Consider the following 17,846-nt stretch of genomic DNA (forward strand, 5'->3'; position numbering starts at 1 on the left):
CATGCATACCGATTTTCATTCTCTGATTGCCGCCATGACCCCGGAAGAAAAAGTGGATCTGCTCAGCGGCCGGGGCCTGTGGCGCACAGCGGCTATCCCCCGGCTCGGCATTGACGATATTGTCATGACAGATGGTACTTACGGGGTGCGCTACAGCACGGCCCAGATCAACGGCGAAGAAAAGTGGAGCATGGATGACTTCCTGGGCGTGGTGGGGCAAAACGCCGGGCAGGCCACTCATGGCGGGGAAGAAAAAGGCGGCAGCGAGGCGCTGTTCAGCCAGTCGCAACCGGCCACCTGCTTTCCGAATGGCTCAAGCCTTGCCTGCTGCTGGGATACGGCGCTGGTCTACCGGATGGGCCAGGCACTGGGGCGCGAGTGCCAGCACTTTGGGGTGGGGTTACTGCTCGGGCCGGGCATTAACATCCGCCGCACGCCGCTGGCGGGGCGGGGATATGAGTATTATGCCGAAGATCCCGTCATCAGCGGTGATATGGCCGCCGCCCTGATCAATGGCCTGCAACAGCAGGGGGTCGGGGCCAGCCTGAAGCACTTTGCCGCCAATAACTCGGAATACCGGCGCACTGAAATGGACTCGGTCATTGAGCCCCGGGCCCTGCGGGAAATCTATCTGGAGGGATTTCGCCGGGCAATCGCAAAATCGCAGCCCTGGACGGTCATGTCCTCTTACAACCGGCTGAATGGCGTGCAGACCTCTGAAGCTCCTTTCCTGCTGAGCCGGGTGCTGCGCGATGAGTGGCACTATGAGGGGCTGGTCATGTCGGACTGGTACGGCATTAAGAACCGCCCGGCATCGCTGGTGGCGGGAAACGATCTGGCCATGCCGGAAAACCCGGGTGAAAAAGCCGCCTTACTTGGCGCTATCCGGCGCGGGGAGGTGGCGCAGGCCACCGTGGATCAGGCGTGTCTGCGTATGTTAACGCTGCTTGACAAGGTCCACCGCCACCGGCAGCCAGACACCCGGGCAGATTTTCTGGCCCACCACCATCTGGCGCAGACACTGGCTGCCGAATCCATTGTGTTGCTCAAAAACGCCGACGATCTGCTGCCTCTGACACCTGAAAAAGTGCACAACATTGCCGTATCCGGTAAGCCCGCCCAGCAACCGGTAATTCAGGGCTCCGGCTGTGCTACCACTGTGCCCTGGATGCTGGACCGCCCCCTGGATGAGATAGTGGATGTGGCCGGGGACGCCTTTACCATCAGTTACGCACCGGGCACCCCTTACGACGACAGGGATGATCCGCAGGCGCTGGCACAGGCGGTGGAGCAGGCCCGCTGTGCGGATGTGGCGGTGGTGTTTGTCAGCACCGCTGTGGGGGAAGACGGTGAAAATGGCGATCGCAAGGATCTGAATATTTTGCCCGCCCATGAGCGGTTAATCCGCGAGATTGCCCGGGTGCAGCGCCGGGTGGTGGTGGTGCTGGCAAACAGTGATGCGGTCGTGATGCCGTGGCTGGGATCGTGCAGCGCACTGCTGGAGACATTTTTCGCCGGGCAGGGAATGGGGCGCGCCGTGGCGGAGCTGCTGTTTGGCCTGCGTAACCCCTGCGGGCGGCTGACGGTGACCGTGCCCAACACCCTGGAGGAGACCCCCGCCTGGCTGCATTATCCCGGGGAAAACCTGCGGCATTACTACGGGGAGGGGCTGTTTGTGGGTTACCGCTACTACGATAAACGGCGCCTTAACCCGCTCTTCCCGTTTGGTTTCGGCCTGAGCTACAGCCGCTTTAGCTGGGAGCAGATGGCTGTTGCGCAGGATGAATATGGCGAAGATGACACCATCAGGCTGAGCCTGCGGGTTACCTGCCACGGGCCGGTCGCCGGGAAAGAGATAGTCCAGCTCTATGTGGCCCCGCCATCCGGAGAGCTTATCCGTGAAGAGCAGGCGTTAAAAGGGTTTACCTGCGTGCAGCTGCAACCCGGGGAGAGCCAAATTGTGACCATGATGCTCCCGGTACGGGAGCTGGCTTGTTATCATCCGGGGCTCGGGGACTGGGTGGTGACACCCGGCCAGTACCAGCTGCGGCTGGGGAAATCCTCCCGTGATATTCAGCTGTGCGCCTGCGTAACGGTGAATGTGCCCCCGCGTTATGTGGCCCTGCGTGATGATAACTCGCTACAGCAGGTTATCCGCCAGCCGGGGCCGTTTTCCCGGGTAGTGGCGCTGGTGGCCGCCCGTAGCCAGCTCCCGCAAGAGCAGGTCAGGGCGCGGCTGACGGCGCTGGCCCCGGATATGTTTTGCGGCCTGTATGTAACGCTGACGGCATTTCTCGGCCTGGATATTGATCGCGCCGCACTGAATGCCGCCCTGGCAGAGCCTGCGGCCAAACAGGAGTGACCGGTGTTACCTTTTTCCGCTATCCACCCGCACCAGGCTGCAACCCATCGCGCCCCGGGCCCGCAGAGCTCCGGCTGTGAGCTTATCGCCTTCGATGCCGAGAAACTGAATTTGTTTGCCGCCCGGGTCCGCTACTGTGAGCCGCACTGGCACCCGGCACCGGAGCTGGTGACTGTGCTCAGCGGCGCGTTCTGCGTGGTGGCGGATCAGCAGGAGTTTCGGCTGAGTGGCGGGGATATGCTGTATATCAATGCCGGGGTGGTTCACACGCTGAGCGCCCGGCAGCCGGAGAGCAGCCTGATGACGGTGCAGTTTTCTCCCGCGTTGTTTGATGCCCTGCACCCGGCGCCGGGTATCCGTTACTGGCGCAAAGCCGCCGGGGCCGCGGCGGGTGATCCGGTGGCCCGGCATCTGCTGGCGCTGCTGGCGTCAGTCATTCAGGGGGATGCGCCATTTCTGCGGATTGCTGAAACCTACATGCTGCTGGATGCGCTCGTCAGGGCCGGGGAGCCACTGGCCTGCGAGCCCGCCACCAGCCGGGAGGCCGGGCGAATCAAACAAGCCATTACCTTTATTAACCAGCATTTTGACAGCCCGCTAACGCTTCAGGATGTGGCGGACCACACCGGGATGAGCTACGCCTGGTTTTCCCGGCAATTTAAACGCTTCAGCCGGCGTAATTTTAAGGACTACCTGACCCTGCTGCGCCTTAACAAGGCGCGCACGCTGCTGCGGGATACGACAATCCCCATTACCGGGATTGCCATGATGAGCGGGTTCCCCCAGCATAAATTACTGATTGCGGCGTTTAATAAATACCACGGTATGACGCCAACGCTGTACCGCAAACAGATCCTGTCGCCGCCGGGAGTGCAGGGGCAGGAGGGTGACTGTGTGTGCCTGCCGCTTACGCAGGCACTGTACCGTCAGCTGGCTCGCGCCCTGGGGGAGGTGGCTTAATAATCAATGCCTATCTGCGCTTTTACCCCGGCCTCAAAGGCGTGTTTTACCGGGCGTAGCTCGCTGACCGTGTCGGCCAGCTCCAGGATATCCCGGTGGCAGCCGCGCCCGGTGATGATAACCGTCTGGCTGGCGGGGCGGTTTTTCAGGGCGCTGAGTACCGTCTCCAGGGGCAGATAATCATAGGCCACCATATAGGTAAGCTCATCCAGCACCACCATATCCAGGGCCGGATCCGCCAGCATACGCTCCGCGTGCTGCCAGACAGCCTGGCAGGCGGCGGTGTCACTCTCCCGGTTCTGGGTTTCCCAGGTAAACCCGGTCGCCATTACCTGAAACTCCACCCCCAGGGGCTCCAGCAGGTTGCGCTCGCCGTTAGGCCAGGTGCCTTTAATAAACTGAATGGCCCCCACTTTTTTCCCGTGGCCGGTGGCCCGGGCCGCCGTGCCGAAGGCGGCGGTGGTTTTCCCTTTGCCGTTGCCGGTAAAGACAATAATTATCCCGCGCTCTTCCCGGGCGTTAGCCACCCGGGAGTCTACTTTTTCTTTTACCCGCTGCTGGCGTTCGCGGTAACGTTGGTCACTCATTCGGCAATTCCTGGTTTACGGTTGGGCTGGGCATCAAAGCTCATGCCGGTTTTCCGGCGGCTGTCATCACCCATCAGCCACAGATAGAGCGGCATAATGTCGTGGGGCGTTTTGAGCTTCATGGGATCTTCCGTGGGGAAGGCGCTGGCGCGCATGTCGGTACGGGTGCCACCGGGGTTAATACAGTTAACCCGCAAATTCCGCTGGCGGTATTCGTCTGCCAGCACTTGCATCATCCCTTCGGTGGCAAATTTAGAGACCGAATATGCCCCCCAGCCCGCCCGGCCCTGGCGGCCAACGCTTGAGCTGGTAAACACCAGGGAACCGGCATCTGACTGCAGTAATAAAGGAAGCAATGCCTGGGTCAGCATAAAGGTGGCGTTGACGTTCACCTGGATAACTTCCGCCCAGACGGCCGGGGTCTGTTCGATCATCGGTGCAATTTCGCCGAGGATCCCGGCGTTGTGCAGCACGCCGTCAAGGCGCGGCACCAGCTGGCTGATTTCCTGAGCCAGCTGGTGGCACTGCGCCGGGCTGGCAGTCAGTAAATCCAGGGTGAAAATATGGGGCTGGATGGGGCTTATCTGGTTTATCTGCTCTGCGGTGGCCTGCAATTTGTGCTGATTACGGCCCAGCAGTATCAGGCGGGCCCCGTAACGGGCGTAAGTCAGCGCCGCTTCGCGGCCAATACCGTCGCTGGCGCCGGTGACCAGAATAATGCGGTTCTGTAGTAAGTCGCGCTTAGGCTGATAGTGCATTTTAAGTCCTCGCACCTGGTGGGCAACAGCTCCGGCGGACGTTAATCCATATAATATTCATGGTTATAGCCGAAGATGTTTCAAATTCGTTTCAGGGTTTATGCCTGAAAGTGGCGCTAATTTCAATCAGCCGGGGCCGACAATAGCCTGAGCGGGACGAGTGAGTCTCATTCAGGTACAATGCGCCATCGAAAACTGGCTGAAAACGAGGCTGTATTGTGGGTGTGATTGCAGATTATGGATTATTTCTCGCCAAAGTTGCCACGTTCCTGGTGGCAATTGCGGTGCTGGTGGTGGTGGTGATTAACGCCGCGCAGCGTAAGCGCGGCCAGCGGGGCGAATTGCGGGTGACCCGCCTGAGTGAGCAATATCAGGATGCCCGGGAAGCGATGCAGGTGTCACTGCTGGATCAACACCAGCAAAAACTCTGGCATAAAAGCCAGAAAAAGAAACAGAAGCAGGAAGCGAAGCAGGCCAAAGCCCGGGCCCGGCGCGGTGAGACATCAAGCTCGGTTAAGCCGATTATGTATGTGCTGGATTTCAAAGGCAGTATGGATGCCCATGAGGTCTCCTCGCTGCGTGAAGAGATCTCGGCGGTGCTGGCGGTGGCCCGCCCCGGGGATGAGGTTATGCTGCGCCTGGAAAGCCCCGGCGGGGTGGTGCACGGCTACGGGCTGGCAGCCTCCCAGTTGCAGCGCCTGCGTGAGCGCGAGATCCCGCTGACGGCGGTGGTCGATAAAGTGGCCGCCAGCGGCGGCTATATGATGGCCTGCGTGGCGAACACCATTGTGGCGGCGCCGTTTTCTATTATTGGCTCTATTGGTGTGGTGGCGCAGTTCCCGAACTTTAACCGCCTGCTTAAGAACCACGATATCGATGTGGAGCTGCACACGGCCGGGCAGTATAAGCGCACCCTGACCCTGTTTGGTGAGAACACCGCCGAAGGGCGGGAGAAATTCCGCGAAGACCTGAACCAGACGCACCTGCTGTTTAAGCAGTTTGTTCATCAGATGCGCCCGGCGCTGGATGTCGACGCGGTGGCGACCGGGGAGCACTGGTACGGGACTCAGGCGCTGGAGAAGGGGCTGGTTGATGCCATCGGCACCAGCGATGACTGGCTTATCGGGCGTATTGAGCAGTATGACGTGGTGGGCGTGCGCTATATCCGGCGTAAAAACGTGATGGATCGCATGACGCAAAGCGCGGCAAAGAGTGCCGATCGCCTGCTTCTGCGCTGGTGGCAGCGGGGGCAGCAGAACCCGCCGTTATAATGACGCAAAAAAACAGGCCGGATATCCGGCCTGTTTTTTTTGGGTTAATCAACCAGGTGATATTTTTCCGACAGGGTGCTGGCCAGATATTTAAACATGTTAAATACTGCGGTGCTCTTCGGGGTTGGGAGCCCTTGCTCATCGAGGTAATACTCGCCGCGGAACACTAACACATCGCCTTTTTGCACAACGTCCGTTGCTTCAATTCCGGCCATGGTGTCTTCATGATCGCGAATCAGCTGGTTTGCTTCGATTAACAGGGTTTTACGGTCGATAGGTTGAGTCGGGGCTTTCATTGCTTTCTCCTTACAGACTGCGGGTAGTTTACTGCCGGCCGTGGAGAATGTGCAAATAATCCTGGCGATGGCGGCGGCCATCCGCCCCCGGGCTCCGGGTGGCGCGAATCACTATTGCATGCTAATTAAAGTTGCGTATCCGATTTTATCAGGTAGAGTGTGACGCTTTCGCAGATCTGGCAACAGAATTGCTTGACATTCAACCAAACATCGTCGTGCACGTTGTGTTCCGGTGCAAAAATTCCTGCGTTCTCAATGGGCTGGATATCACAGCTCGTGAATGACGCAGTGAAAAGTGCTTGATATCTTCGGACGCTGCCGCAATATAAAAAACGGTTCGTCGCCAGTGGAAGGTGAAAGTGCGACGTATTCCTGGAAGAATTAAATAGGTAAAGGTGAATATGGGCAAAGCTCTCGTCATCGTTGAGTCCCCGGCAAAAGCCAAAACGATCAACAAATATCTTGGTAACGACTATGTGGTCAAATCCAGTGTTGGTCATATCCGCGATTTGCCGACCAGTGGCTCAGCTCACAAAAAGAGCGCTGACTCCGCCGCCAGCAAAACGGCCAAAACGGCTAAAAAGGGCAAAAAAGATGAGCGTACGGCGCTGGTTAACCGTATGGGCATCAATCCCTGGCATAACTGGGATGCGGACTATGAGATCCTGCCCGGTAAAGAGAAGGTAGTTTCAGAACTGAAATCCCTTGCCGAAAAAGCAGATCACATCTATCTCGCAACTGACCTTGACCGCGAAGGGGAAGCCATTGCCTGGCACCTGCGGGAGGTTATCGGGGGCGACGAGCAACGCTACAGCCGGGTAGTGTTTAACGAAATTACTAAAAACGCTATCCGTCAGGCTTTTGAAAAACCGGGCGAACTGAATATCGACCGGGTTAACGCCCAGCAGGCGCGCCGTTTTATGGACCGCGTGGTGGGGTATATGGTCTCGCCACTGCTGTGGAAGAAGATAGCCCGCGGCCTGTCTGCCGGGCGCGTACAGTCTGTGGCTGTGCGGCTGGTGGTTGAGCGCGAGCGGGAAATTAAAGCGTTTGTACCGGAAGAGTTCTGGGAAATTGACGCGAATTTATCCACCCCTGCGGGGGATACGCTGCCGGTTGAGGTTTCTCACTATCTTGATAAACCTTTCCGTCCTGCCAGCCAGCAGGAAACCATGGCGGCGGTCAGCCTGCTGGAAAAAGCCAGCTACCAGGTTGTGGAGCGGGAAGATAAACCCACCAGCAGCAAGCCCGGTGCGCCGTTTATTACCTCCACCCTGCAACAGGCCGCCAGTACGCGCCTGGGGTACGGGGTGAAGAAGACCATGATGCTCGCCCAGCGTCTGTACGAAGCGGGCTACATCACCTATATGCGTACCGACTCCACCAACCTGAGCCAGGACGCGGTCACCATGGCCCGTGACTATATTGGCGACAATTTTGGTGCGAAATATCTGCCGGCGAAACCGAACCAGTACGCCAACAAAGAGAACTCTCAGGAAGCGCACGAAGCGATTCGTCCTTCCGATGTGAACGTACTGGCAGAAAGCCTCAAAGATATGGAGGCGGACGCCCAGAAACTCTATCAACTGGTGTGGCGTCAGTTTGTGGCCTGCCAGATGACCCCGGCTAAGTACGACTCCACCACCCTGACTGTCGGGGCCGGTGATTATCGCCTTAAAGCCCGGGGCCGCATTCTGCGCTTCGATGGCTGGACAAAAGTAATGCCGGCGCTTCGCAAAGGGGATGAGGACCGCACATTACCGGCCGTCAACCAGGGCGATACACTGTCACTGATTGATTTACAACCGGCTCAGCACTTTACCAAGCCGCCTGCGCGCTTTAGCGAGGCATCCCTGGTAAAAGAGCTGGAAAAACGCGGCATTGGTCGCCCGTCTACCTATGCGTCGATCATCTCCACCATCCAGGATCGTGGTTATGTCAAAGTCGAGAACCGGCGCTTCTACGCGGAAAAAATGGGCGAGATCGTCACCGATCGCCTGGAAGAGAACTTCCGCGAGCTGATGAACTACGACTTTACCGCCCAGATGGAAGATCGTCTCGACCTGGTTGCCAGCCACGAAGAAGAGTGGCGCCACGTGCTGGACAGCTTCTTCAGCGACTTTACCCGCCAGCTTGAAGTGGCGGAAAAGGCGCCGGAAGAGGGCGGCATGCGCACCAATCAGATGGTGCTGACCAGTATTGAGTGCCCGACCTGTGGCCGCCAGATGGGGATCCGCACCGCCAGCACCGGGGTCTTCCTCGGCTGTTCCGGCTATGCGTTATCGCCCAAAGAGCGCTGCAAAACCACCATCAACCTGATCCCGGAGAACGAAGTTCTCAACGTGCTGGAAGGGGATGATGCGGAAACCAACGCCCTGCGTGCGAAGCGCCGTTGCCAGAAGTGCGGCACGGCAATGGACAGCTACCTTATCGATCCGAAACGTAAAATTCACGTGTGCGGTAATAACCCCACCTGTGACGGTTACGAGATTGAAGAGGGCGAGTTCCGCATCAAAGGGTATGACGGCCCGGTCGTTGAGTGCGAGAAATGCGGCTCTGAAATGCACCTGAAAATGGGGCGTTTTGGCAAGTACATGGCCTGCACCAACGAAGAGTGTAAAAACACGCGTAAGATCCTGCGTAACGGCGAAGTGGCACCGCCAAAGGAAGATCCGGTGCCGTTACCGGAGCTGCCTTGCGAGAAGTCCGACGCTTACTTCGTGCTGCGTGATGGCGCTGCGGGTATTTTCCTGGCGGCCAATACCTTCCCGAAATCCCGGGAAACCCGCGCACCGTTGGTTGAGGAGCTCTACCGCTTCCGCGACCGTCTGCCGGAAAAATTGCGCTACCTGGCCGACGCGCCGCAGCAGGATGAAAAAGGCAACAAAACGGTTGTCCGCTTCAGCCGTAAAACCAAACAGCAGTATGTCTCGTCTGAAAAAGACGGTAAGGCGACCGGCTGGTCAGCGTTTTTCGTTGACGGTAAATGGACTGAAACGAAGAAGTAACCCTGCGGGAAAGCTGCATACCACTAAGGGCCGGATATCCGGCCCTTTTTTTGTTTTTGTTGCCGTTATAATCTGTTACATCTGCCTATACACAGAAGATATAAGTGGTATAGTGTTTATGCCTTTTTGCGCAAATGTAGCGCTAAAGGGGTATTTTTTCAGGTTATTTAACCCTGAGTGTGCAGCAGTTACCCGGATGGTACGTCATGAAACTACAGCAGTTACGGTATATCGTTGAAGTGGTTAACCACAACCTGAACGTCTCTTCGACAGCCGAAGGGCTGTACACCTCTCAGCCTGGCATCAGTAAACAAGTGCGCATGCTGGAAGATGAGCTGGGCATTCAGATCTTTTCCCGCAGCGGCAAACACCTGACCCAGGTCACCCCGGCCGGGCAGGAGATTATTCGTATCGCCCGTGAGGTACTGTCCAAAGTTGATGCCATTAAATCCGTTGCCGGTGAGCACACCTGGCCGGATAAAGGCTCACTGTATGTGGCCACCACACATACCCAGGCCCGCTACGCGCTGCCCGGGGTCATTAAAGGGTTTATTGAGCGCTACCCCCGGGTGTCGCTGCATATGCACCAGGGATCGCCCACCCAGATTGCGGAGGCGGTCTCCAAAGGTAATGCGGATTTTGCCATCGCCACCGAAGCGCTGCACCTGTATGACGATCTGGTGATGCTGCCGTGCTACCACTGGAACCGGGCCATTGTGGTCACACCGGATCACCCGCTGGCCGGTAAAAGCGCCGTGGGGATCGAGGAGCTGGCCCAGTACCCGCTGGTGACCTATACCTTCGGGTTTACCGGCCGCTCTGAGCTGGATACCGCCTTCAACCGGGCGGGGCTGTCGCCACATATTGTGTTTACCGCCACCGACGCAGACGTTATCAAAACCTATGTCCGCCTTGGGCTGGGGGTCGGGGTAATTGCCAGCATGGCGGTCGATCCGGTGTCTGACCCTGATCTGGTGCGCATTGAAGCCCATGAGATTTTCACCCACAGCACCACGAAAATCGGCTTCCGGCGCAGCACCTTCCTGCGCAGCTACATGTATGATTTTATCCAGCGCTTTGCCCCCCATCTGACCCGGGATGTGGTGGATACCGCCGTGTCGCTGCGCTCTAATGAAGATATTGAGGCGATGTTTAAAGACATTAAACTGCCGGAGAAGTAATCCGCCGCCTGCCGTACTGGCGCTGCCCCGGCGCCAGTTAAATTTGCCTGAATTATCTCTGGTTTACTGGCCGACTGCCGCGCGCCCCTGGCGGGCCGTATCCCTCCCGTTGCTAATATTATCATCACGTTAACGCGTATCTGTACTATCTTTAAGAGAAGTCTGGTGACTTTCTGCGCTGACATTTCAGCATGCCGGATAATTAAGGAGGAGTTATGTCGTTAACCCTACATGACGCCAGCAAGGACACGCTGGTCATCGATAACAAACGCTGGCATTACTACAGCTTACCCCTGGCGGCGAAAACGCTCGGGGATCTTTCCCGGTTACCCAAATCACTGAAGATCCTGATGGAAAACCTGCTGCGTTACCAGGATGGTGACGATGTCACGGAGCAGGATATTCAGGCGCTGGCAGGCTGGCTGGCCGACGCCCATGCGGATCGTGAAATTGCCTGGCGGCCAACCCGGGTACTGATGCAGGACTTTACCGGGGTGCCTGCGGTGGTTGATCTGGCCGTTATGCGCGAAGCGGTCGCCCGCCTGGGCGGCGATGTGCAGCGGGTGAACCCGTTAAGCCCGGTTGACCTGGTGATTGACCACTCGGTAACGGTGGATGCCTTCGGCAGTGCCGATGCCTTTGGCGAAAACGTGCGCCTGGAGATGGCGCGTAACCACGAGCGTTACGCCTTCCTGCGCTGGGGCCAGCAGGCATTTAACCGCTTCCGGGTGGTGCCGCCGGGCACCGGGATCTGTCACCAGGTCAACCTGGAGTACCTCGGGCAGGCGGTCTGGGGGGAAGAGCAGGACGGCGAATGGCATGCCTGGCCGGACAGCCTGGTCGGCACTGACTCGCACACCACCATGATAAACGGCCTTGGGGTGCTGGGCTGGGGTGTCGGGGGGATCGAAGCCGAAGCGGCAATGCTCGGCCAGCCGGTCTCTATGCTTATCCCGGACGTTGTCGGCTTTAAGCTGAGCGGCAAACTGCGCGAAGGGATCACCGCAACGGATCTGGTGCTCACCGTGACCCAGATGCTGCGCAACCACGGGGTGGTGGGCAAATTTGTGGAATTTTACGGTGATGGTCTGGACTCGCTGCCCCTGGCGGACCGGGCCACCATCGCCAATATGGCCCCGGAATATGGCGCGACCTGTGGCTTCTTCCCGGTTGACCAGGTCACCCTGGACTATATGCGCCTGAGCGGGCGCAGCGCGGCGCAAATCGCGCTGGTGGAAGCCTACTGCAAAGCCCAGGGCATGTGGCGCAACCCCGGAGACGAACCGGTCTTCACCAGCAGGCTGGCGCTGGATATGGACAGCGTAGAGGCAAGCCTTGCCGGGCCCAAACGCCCCCAGGACCGGGTGGCGCTGGGGGATGTTCCCGCCGCCTTTACCGCCAGCACTGAGCTGGATCTCAGCCCCCGGCACCCCTCACAGGCGGCAGGCAGCGACACGCTACCGGAAGGGGCGGTGGTGATTGCGGCCATTACCTCCTGTACCAATACCTCGAACCCGAGTGTGCTGATGGCGGCCGGTCTACTGGCGCGCAACGCAGTGGAAAAAGGGCTGAAAACCCGCCCCTGGGTGAAAGCGTCGCTGGCGCCGGGCTCCAAAGTGGTGTCTGACTATCTGGACAAAGCCGGGCTGATGCCCTACCTCGATGCCCTGGGCTTTAACCTGGTGGGCTATGGCTGTACCACCTGTATCGGCAACTCCGGCCCGTTGCCGGAGCCGGTAGAGCGGGCCATCCGGGAGCAGAACCTGACGGTGAGCGCCGTGTTGTCCGGCAACCGCAATTTTGAGGGGCGCATTCATCCGCTGGTGAAAACCAACTGGCTGGCCTCGCCCCCGCTGGTGGTGGCCTATGCGCTGGCCGGAACGATGACGCAAAACCTGGTCAGCGAGCCCCTGGGCCACGATCCGGCCGGTAACCCGGTCTGGTTAAAAGATATCTGGCCCTCCGGTGAGGCTATCGCCGCAGCAGTGGCCAGCGTCTCTACCGCCATGTTCAGTAAAGAGTATGCCCAGGTCTTTACCGGCACGCCGGAGTGGCAGGCCATTACCGTGACCCCCTCCCGGACCTACCACTGGCAGCAGGACTCAACCTATATCCGCAAACCGCCGTTTTTCAAAAATATGGAGAAGGCACCGGCCCCGGTGGCCGATATTCACGGGGCGCGCATCCTGCTGATGCTGGGGGATTCGGTGACCACGGACCATATCTCCCCCGCCGGTAATATCAAAGAGGAGAGCCCGGCAGGGCGCTATCTGCAAAGCCACGGGGTGGCCCGCGGTGACTTTAACTCCTACGGCTCCCGGCGCGGTAACCACGAGGTGATGATGCGCGGCACCTTTGCCAATATCCGCATCCGCAATGAAATTGTCCCGGGGGTGGAAGGGGGCATGACGCGCCAGTTCCCGGGCAGCGATGTGGTGCCGGTCTATGATGCGGCAATGGGCTACCAGCAGCAGGGCACGCCGCTGGCGGTAATTGCCGGGAAAGAGTATGGCTCCGGCTCCAGCCGCGACTGGGCCGCAAAAGGGCCGCGCCTGCTGGGGGTGAGGGTGGTGATTGCGGAGTCCTTTGAGCGGATCCACCGCTCTAACCTGATTGGTATGGGGATCCTGCCGCTGGAATTCCCCCGGGGGGTGACCCGCAAAACCCTGGGGCTAAGTGGTGAAGAGCTGCTGGATATCAGCGGGCTGGACGCCCTGACCCCCGGGGTAACAGTACCGGTCACCCTGACATTCAGCGACGGCCACCAGCAGCAGATCGCGTGCCGCTGCCGGATAGACACCGGCAAGGAGCTTATCTATTTCCGCCACGGCGGGATCCTGCAATATGTTATCCGCAATATGCTCAGCTAAACGGGGCTGATAATAAAAAAGGGTCTGCTCCGGCAGACCCTTTTTGCGTAATAACAATGGGGTAAGGCGCGTTATTTGGAGAGCAAATGGCCCATTTTCGCCGCTTTGGTATCCAGGTAGCGGGCGTTTTTCGGGTTGCGGCCCACAATAAGCGGAACCCGCTCGACAATTTTGATCCCTGCTTCGGTGAGAATTTCCACTTTTTTCGGGTTATTGGTCAGCAGACGCACCGCGTCCACATCCAGCAGTTTGAACATGTCGGCACACAGGGTGAAGTCGCGCTCGTCGGCGGCAAAGCCCAGCTGATGGTTGGCTTCGACCGTGTCGTAGCCCTGATCCTGCAATGCATAGGCGCGAATCTTATTCAGCAGGCCGATATTGCGCCCTTCCTGGCGGTGATAAAGCAGCACCCCCCGGCCTTCTTCGGCAATGTGGGCCAGGGCCGCTTCAAGCTGGAAGCCACAATCGCAGCGCAGGCTGAATAAGGCATCACCGGTCAGACACTCTGAATGTACCCGGGCCAGAACCGGCTCGCTCCCACTAATATCACCAAAAACCAGCGCAACATGATCCTGCCCGGTTGCCAGTTCTTCAAACCCCACCATCAGGAAGTCGCCCCAGGGGGTTGGCAGTTTGGCTTCTGCCACTCGTTTAAGCTGCATGTGAATCTCCAGATACTTACTTCCACGGGGCAATATGCCCGTGTTGTACGCCAGCAGGCTGGCTTTATGTCAATTATCGGCTATTTTGCCACAATGCCTGGTCATCACCTATAGGCTTTATGGTGGGGCCCGGGGCTGGCCGCTTTCCGCCAGCCGGTCGTGACGAATAGTTGCCGTATTATTCCTGTTTTCAGGTATCCTTGCCGGATATAAAACCGGAGAGTGTATGTTATCAATTGCAAAACGCACCCTGGCAGGGGCCGCTATTTTACTGGTGATGCCGGTCTGTGTCCTGATATCGGGCTGGCACTGGTCGCCAGATAATAACGCGCTGCTTTCTCCCGGGCTTAAAGCAGTGTATTGGGTCACGGAGTCTGTAACACAACCCTGGGGGGCGATTACCCATCTGATTTTGTGGGGCTGGTTCCTCTGGTGCCTGCGTTACCGGCTGCGGGCCGCCATCACCCTGTTAATTATTCTGGTGGCGGTGATCATGGCCGGGCAGGGGGTGAAGTCCTGGGTCAAACATCAGGTTCAGTCGCCCAGGCCTTATGTGGTGTGGCTGGAGAAAAACCACCATATTCCGGTCGATAGCTTCTATAGCCTCAAGCGCAAGCAGCGCAGCGCGCTGGTGGCCCGACAGCTGGCAGACCAGCCGCAGATCCCCGTCTGGCTGCGACACCACTGGGAGAATGAAACCGGGTTTTCTTTCCCCTCGGGCCATACCATGTTTGCCGCGACCTGGGCGCTGCTGGCCATTGGTTTACTCTGGCCCCGGCGGCGGACGCTATCCATTATACTGGTGACGGCCTGGGCGATTATGGTGATGGGCAGCCGGCTGATTCTGGGAATGCACTGGCCGGGGGATTTAATTATGGCTACCATGCTCTCCTGGCTGCTGGTGACCATTGCCTGCTGGTGTGCGCAACGGTTATGTGGCCCGCTCACACCGCCCCCTGAAGAGCAGGCGGAAATTGCCGGGCGGCACAGGTGACAGCACGATTAGCCGCTTGCAAAACCTGTGAGCGGCCCCATGTAGTGAATATTGTGACTGTGGTTTATGATTCCCCATATCTGCGGGAAATGCTAGTTTATACAGTCTGTATGGCGTGTGCGGATGTTTTCTTCGCCTGTAACCACATCTACGGGAAGTAATGTGAAATATTTATTAATCTTCTTATTAGTCCTGGCGATTTTTGTTATCTCAGTCACCCTTGGTGCCCAGAATGATCAGGTCGTCAGTTTTAATTATCTGCTGGCCCAGGGGGAGTATCGCGTTTCGACCCTTCTGGCGACACTTTTTGCCGCAGGATTTGTGCTGGGGTGGCTGATTTGCGGCCTGTTCTGGCTGCGGGTGCGCGTTGCGCTGGCCCGGGCAGAGAGACGGGTTAAACGCCTTGAACAGCAACTGGTTCCTGAGCAGGCGCCAGAGCCCTCAGTACCGGCGGCCAGGGAATAACGTTATATGCTGGAGTTGTTGTTTCTGCTGCTTCCGGTTGCCGCGGCCTATGGCTGGTATATGGGGCGCAGAAGTGCTCATCAGGATAAACAGCAGGAAGCTAACCGCTTATCCCGGGACTATGTGGCCGGGGTAAACTTTTTGCTGTCTAATCAGCAGGATAAAGCGGTCGATCTGTTCCTTGATATGCTCAAAGAAGATACCGGCACGGTGGAAGCCCACCTGACGCTGGGGAACCTGTTCCGCTCCCGGGGGGAGGTGGACCGCGCGATCCGCATCCACCAGACACTGATGGAGAGCGCCTCGTTAACCTATGAACAGCGGCTACTGGCCGTGCAGCAACTGGGCCGTGACTATATGGCCGCCGGGCTATACGATCGCGCCGAAAGCATGTTTATTCAGCTGGTGGATGAAACAGACTTCCGCCTGCCCGCCCTGCAACAACTGCTGCAAATTTATCAGCTCACCAGCGACTGGCAGAAAGCCATTGATGTGGCTGAGCGCCTGGTGAAACTGGGCAAAGACAAACAGCGCATTGAGATTGCGCATTTCTACTGCGAGCTGGCGCTACAGCATATGGGCAGCGACGATTTTGATCGCGCCATCGCGCTGCTGAAAAAGGGCGCTGCGGCGGACCGCAACAGCGCGCGCGTCTCCATTATGATGGGGCGCATCTATATGCAGAAAGGCGAATATGCCCGGGCGGTAGAGTCGCTGGAAAAAGTGCTGGAGCAGGACCGGGAACTGGTTCACGAAATCCTGGAAATGGTGCGCGACTGCTACCTGCAGCTGGATAAACCCCAGGGCTGGGAAGATTTCCTGGGCCGGGTGGGGGAAAGCGGCGGCGCCATGGCGGAGCTGATGATGGCGGAGCTTATCGAAAAACGCGAAGGCCAGGACGCGGCGCAAACCTATATAACCCGCGAACTGCAACGCCACCCGACGATGCGGGTCTTCCACCGTCTGATGGACTACCACCTGATGGAAGCAGAACAGGGCCGGGCCAGAGACAGCCTGATCGTGCTGCGTGATATGGTCGGGGAGCAGATCCGCTCCAAACCGCGCTACCGCTGCCACAAGTGCGGCTTTACCGCCTACACCCTGTACTGGCACTGCCCCTCCTGCCGGGCCTGGTCAACCATTAAGCCCATCCGCGGGTTAGACGGCCAGTAGCCTGTTTTTTAAAAAAGCCTGTATTTAGTTACAACATGCTTAATATTTATTCACCACCACACCCGCAACCCGGCCAGGCAGACGAGAGGAGCCTGTCAATTTTCCGGCACTGCGGGTAGAATGCCAGCCGTTTAAATTTTTTGCGCCCCGGTGTCGCCCATCAGTCAAAGGAAGAGCCATGAATTTTGCCGCATCATCCCGTCCTGTTGTCACGGACTCCCCGATCGTTGTCGCGCTGGATTATGCCAGTAAAGACCAGGCGCTGGCGTTTGTTGATCGCATCAACCCGGCTGACTGCCGCCTTAAAATCGGCAAAGAGATGTTCACCCTGTATGGCCCGCAACTGGTGCGCGACCTCCAGAACCGGGGGTTTGAGGTGTTTCTGGATCTGAAATTCCACGATATCCCCAACACGGTAGCCAAAGCCGTGGCGGCGGCAGCGGAGCTTGGGGTCTGGATGGTCAATGTCCACGCCAGCGGCGGGGCGCGCATGATGACGGCCGCCCGGGAAGCACTGCGCGACTGGGGCAAAGATGCGCCGCTGCTGATTGCGGTCACCGTGCTGACCAGTATGGAATCCAGTGACTTGCTGGACCTCGGCATTACCCTGTCACCGGCCCAGTACGCTGAGCACCTGGCGCGCCTGACCCGGCAGTGCGGTCTGGATGGCGTGGTATGCTCCGCCCATGAAGCGGTGACCCTTAAAGCAGGGCTCGGGCAGGATTTTAAACTGATAACCCCCGGCATCCGCCCGGCAGGCAGCGACGCAGGCGATCAGCGCCGCATCATGACCCCTCCCCAGGCGCTGGCGGCAGGGGTGGATTATATGGTTATCGGCCGCCCGATAACTCAGGCGGCGGATCCGGCAGCGGCGCTGCAGGCGATCCGCGCCAGCCTGACGGCAGGAGCCTGATATGCGCGATAACGAAAACCCGCTGGTCTACTCCACGCAAACCGGGCGAATTACCCCGCCGGAGGAAAAAGCCACGCGCCCGAAAGGCGACGGTATTGTCCGTATTCAGCGCCAGACCAGCGGCCGTAAAGGTAAAGGGGTCTGCCTTATCAGCGGTATCGATGCCGCGGATGCGGAGCTGGTGAAGATAGCCGCCGATCTGAAAAAGAAATGCGGCTGCGGTGGCAGCGTTAAAGACGGGGTGATTGAGATTCAGGGCGATAAGCGCGATCTGCTTAAAACCCTGCTGGAGGCCCGGGGCTATAAAGTCAAACTGGCTGGCGGCTGAGCGGGCGTAGCATAGAAA

15 protein-coding genes are annotated in these 17,846 nt (G+C 58.5%); 11 read left to right on the top strand and 4 right to left on the bottom strand.

What is annotated here, in order from left to right; translation table 11 throughout:
- Window position 1: 1 nt before the first annotated feature.
- Both EBL_RS07790 and EBL_RS07795 read left to right on the top strand, forming a co-directional pair.
- Window positions 2-2,362, top strand: a complete 2,361-nt coding sequence (locus EBL_RS07790) for a beta-glucosidase family protein (protein WP_002443089.1) — start codon at window positions 2-4, stop codon at window positions 2,360-2,362.
- A 3-nt stretch (window positions 2,363-2,365) separates the two neighbouring features.
- Entirely contained in the window at window positions 2,366-3,322 is a 957-nt protein-coding gene (locus EBL_RS07795) for an AraC family transcriptional regulator (protein WP_002443091.1), read from the top strand.
- On the opposite strand, the gene cobO is transcribed toward EBL_RS07795, so the two are convergent.
- Together cobO and EBL_RS07805 are read right to left on the bottom strand one after the other, a co-directional pair.
- Window positions 3,319-3,909 carry a cob(I)yrinic acid a,c-diamide adenosyltransferase gene (gene cobO / locus EBL_RS07800; protein WP_002443092.1) on the bottom strand — a complete coding sequence of 197 codons (591 nt, stop codon included), beginning with the start codon at window positions 3,907-3,909 and terminating at the stop codon, window positions 3,319-3,321. The genes EBL_RS07795 and cobO overlap by 4 nt on opposite strands.
- Entirely contained in the window at window positions 3,906-4,667 is a 762-nt protein-coding gene (locus EBL_RS07805; protein WP_002443094.1) for a YciK family oxidoreductase, read from the bottom strand. The genes cobO and EBL_RS07805 overlap by 4 nt, the downstream gene beginning before the upstream one ends.
- A 218-nt stretch (window positions 4,668-4,885) precedes the next feature.
- Between EBL_RS07805 and sohB the strand changes: the two genes are divergently transcribed.
- Window positions 4,886-5,938, top strand: a complete 1,053-nt coding sequence (gene sohB / locus EBL_RS07810; protein ID WP_002443097.1) for a protease SohB — start codon at window positions 4,886-4,888, stop codon at window positions 5,936-5,938.
- Between the two features lie 44 nt (window positions 5,939-5,982).
- Here the strand turns inward: sohB and EBL_RS07815 are convergent, their stop codons facing one another.
- Window positions 5,983-6,234 carry a YciN family protein gene (locus tag EBL_RS07815; protein ID WP_002443099.1) on the bottom strand — a complete coding sequence of 84 codons (252 nt, stop codon included), beginning with the start codon at window positions 6,232-6,234 and terminating at the stop codon, window positions 5,983-5,985.
- A 401-nt stretch (window positions 6,235-6,635) separates the two neighbouring features.
- On the opposite strand from EBL_RS07815, the gene topA reads away from it, so the two are divergent.
- The 3 genes from topA to acnA all read left to right on the top strand — a co-directional run bounded on the left by topA (window position 6,636) and on the right by acnA (window position 13,293).
- Window positions 6,636-9,242 carry a type I DNA topoisomerase gene (gene topA / locus EBL_RS07820; RefSeq protein ID WP_002443101.1) on the top strand — a complete coding sequence of 869 codons (2,607 nt, stop codon included), beginning with the start codon at window positions 6,636-6,638 and terminating at the stop codon, window positions 9,240-9,242.
- 206 nt (window positions 9,243-9,448) lie between these two features.
- Window positions 9,449-10,423: an HTH-type transcriptional regulator CysB gene (cysB, locus tag EBL_RS07825; protein WP_002443103.1), complete on the top strand. Its 975-nt coding sequence runs from the start codon at window positions 9,449-9,451 to the stop codon at window positions 10,421-10,423.
- A 215-nt stretch (window positions 10,424-10,638) separates the two neighbouring features.
- Window positions 10,639-13,293 carry an aconitate hydratase AcnA gene (gene acnA / locus EBL_RS07830; RefSeq protein ID WP_002443104.1) on the top strand — a complete coding sequence of 885 codons (2,655 nt, stop codon included), beginning with the start codon at window positions 10,639-10,641 and terminating at the stop codon, window positions 13,291-13,293.
- Window positions 13,294-13,364: 71 nt separating this feature from the next.
- Here the strand turns inward: acnA and ribA are convergent, their stop codons facing one another.
- A complete protein-coding gene (gene ribA, locus EBL_RS07835) occupies window positions 13,365-13,955 on the bottom strand; it encodes a GTP cyclohydrolase II (protein WP_002443106.1) in 591 nt (196 codons plus the stop codon).
- A 226-nt stretch (window positions 13,956-14,181) separates the two neighbouring features.
- On the opposite strand from ribA, the gene pgpB reads away from it, so the two are divergent.
- The 5 genes from pgpB to yciH all read left to right on the top strand — a co-directional run bounded on the left by pgpB (window position 14,182) and on the right by yciH (window position 17,828).
- The gene (pgpB, locus tag EBL_RS07840) at window positions 14,182-14,949 is read left to right on the top strand and encodes a phosphatidylglycerophosphatase B (RefSeq protein ID WP_002443107.1); all 768 of its coding nucleotides are present in this window, start codon (window positions 14,182-14,184) and stop codon (window positions 14,947-14,949) included.
- A 162-nt stretch (window positions 14,950-15,111) separates the two neighbouring features.
- Entirely contained in the window at window positions 15,112-15,414 is a 303-nt protein-coding gene (locus tag EBL_RS07845; protein WP_002443109.1) for a LapA family protein, read from the top strand.
- A gap of 6 nt (window positions 15,415-15,420) precedes the next feature.
- Complete coding sequence (lapB, locus tag EBL_RS07850) at window positions 15,421-16,587, top strand: lipopolysaccharide assembly protein LapB (RefSeq protein ID WP_002443111.1); 1,167 nt, start codon at window positions 15,421-15,423, stop codon at window positions 16,585-16,587.
- Between the two features lie 178 nt (window positions 16,588-16,765).
- Window positions 16,766-17,500, top strand: a complete 735-nt coding sequence (pyrF, locus tag EBL_RS07855) for an orotidine-5'-phosphate decarboxylase (protein ID WP_002443113.1) — start codon at window positions 16,766-16,768, stop codon at window positions 17,498-17,500.
- 1 nt (window position 17,501) lies between these two features.
- On the top strand, window positions 17,502-17,828 hold the full coding sequence (gene yciH, locus EBL_RS07860) for a stress response translation initiation inhibitor YciH (RefSeq protein WP_002443114.1): 327 nt from the start codon (window positions 17,502-17,504) through the stop codon (window positions 17,826-17,828).
- The last annotated feature ends 18 nt before the right edge of the window (window positions 17,829-17,846 follow it).

Origin of the sequence: Shimwellia blattae DSM 4481 = NBRC 105725, from assembly GCF_000262305.1 — a bacterium.
GTDB lineage: Bacteria > Pseudomonadota > Gammaproteobacteria > Enterobacterales > Enterobacteriaceae > Shimwellia > Shimwellia blattae.

What these genes read in the sequence shown, in the direction of transcription:
- EBL_RS07790 (WP_002443089.1), top strand. Translation starts at nt 2, where the DNA reads ATGCATACCGATTTTCATTCTCTGATTGCCGCCATGACCCCGGAAGAA.
- cobO (WP_002443092.1), bottom strand. Translation starts at nt 3,909, where the DNA reads ATGAGTGACCAACGTTACCGCGAACGCCAGCAGCGGGTAAAAGAAAAA.
- EBL_RS07805 (WP_002443094.1), bottom strand. Translation starts at nt 4,667, where the DNA reads ATGCACTATCAGCCTAAGCGCGACTTACTACAGAACCGCATTATTCTG.
- EBL_RS07815 (WP_002443099.1), bottom strand. Translation starts at nt 6,234, where the DNA reads ATGAAAGCCCCGACTCAACCTATCGACCGTAAAACCCTGTTAATCGAA.
- topA (WP_002443101.1), top strand. Translation starts at nt 6,636, where the DNA reads ATGGGCAAAGCTCTCGTCATCGTTGAGTCCCCGGCAAAAGCCAAAACG.
- cysB (WP_002443103.1), top strand. Translation starts at nt 9,449, where the DNA reads ATGAAACTACAGCAGTTACGGTATATCGTTGAAGTGGTTAACCACAAC.
- acnA (WP_002443104.1), top strand. Translation starts at nt 10,639, where the DNA reads ATGTCGTTAACCCTACATGACGCCAGCAAGGACACGCTGGTCATCGAT.
- ribA (WP_002443106.1), bottom strand. Translation starts at nt 13,955, where the DNA reads ATGCAGCTTAAACGAGTGGCAGAAGCCAAACTGCCAACCCCCTGGGGC.
- pgpB (WP_002443107.1), top strand. Translation starts at nt 14,182, where the DNA reads ATGTTATCAATTGCAAAACGCACCCTGGCAGGGGCCGCTATTTTACTG.
- lapB (WP_002443111.1), top strand. Translation starts at nt 15,421, where the DNA reads ATGCTGGAGTTGTTGTTTCTGCTGCTTCCGGTTGCCGCGGCCTATGGC.
- pyrF (WP_002443113.1), top strand. Translation starts at nt 16,766, where the DNA reads ATGAATTTTGCCGCATCATCCCGTCCTGTTGTCACGGACTCCCCGATC.
- yciH (WP_002443114.1), top strand. Translation starts at nt 17,502, where the DNA reads ATGCGCGATAACGAAAACCCGCTGGTCTACTCCACGCAAACCGGGCGA.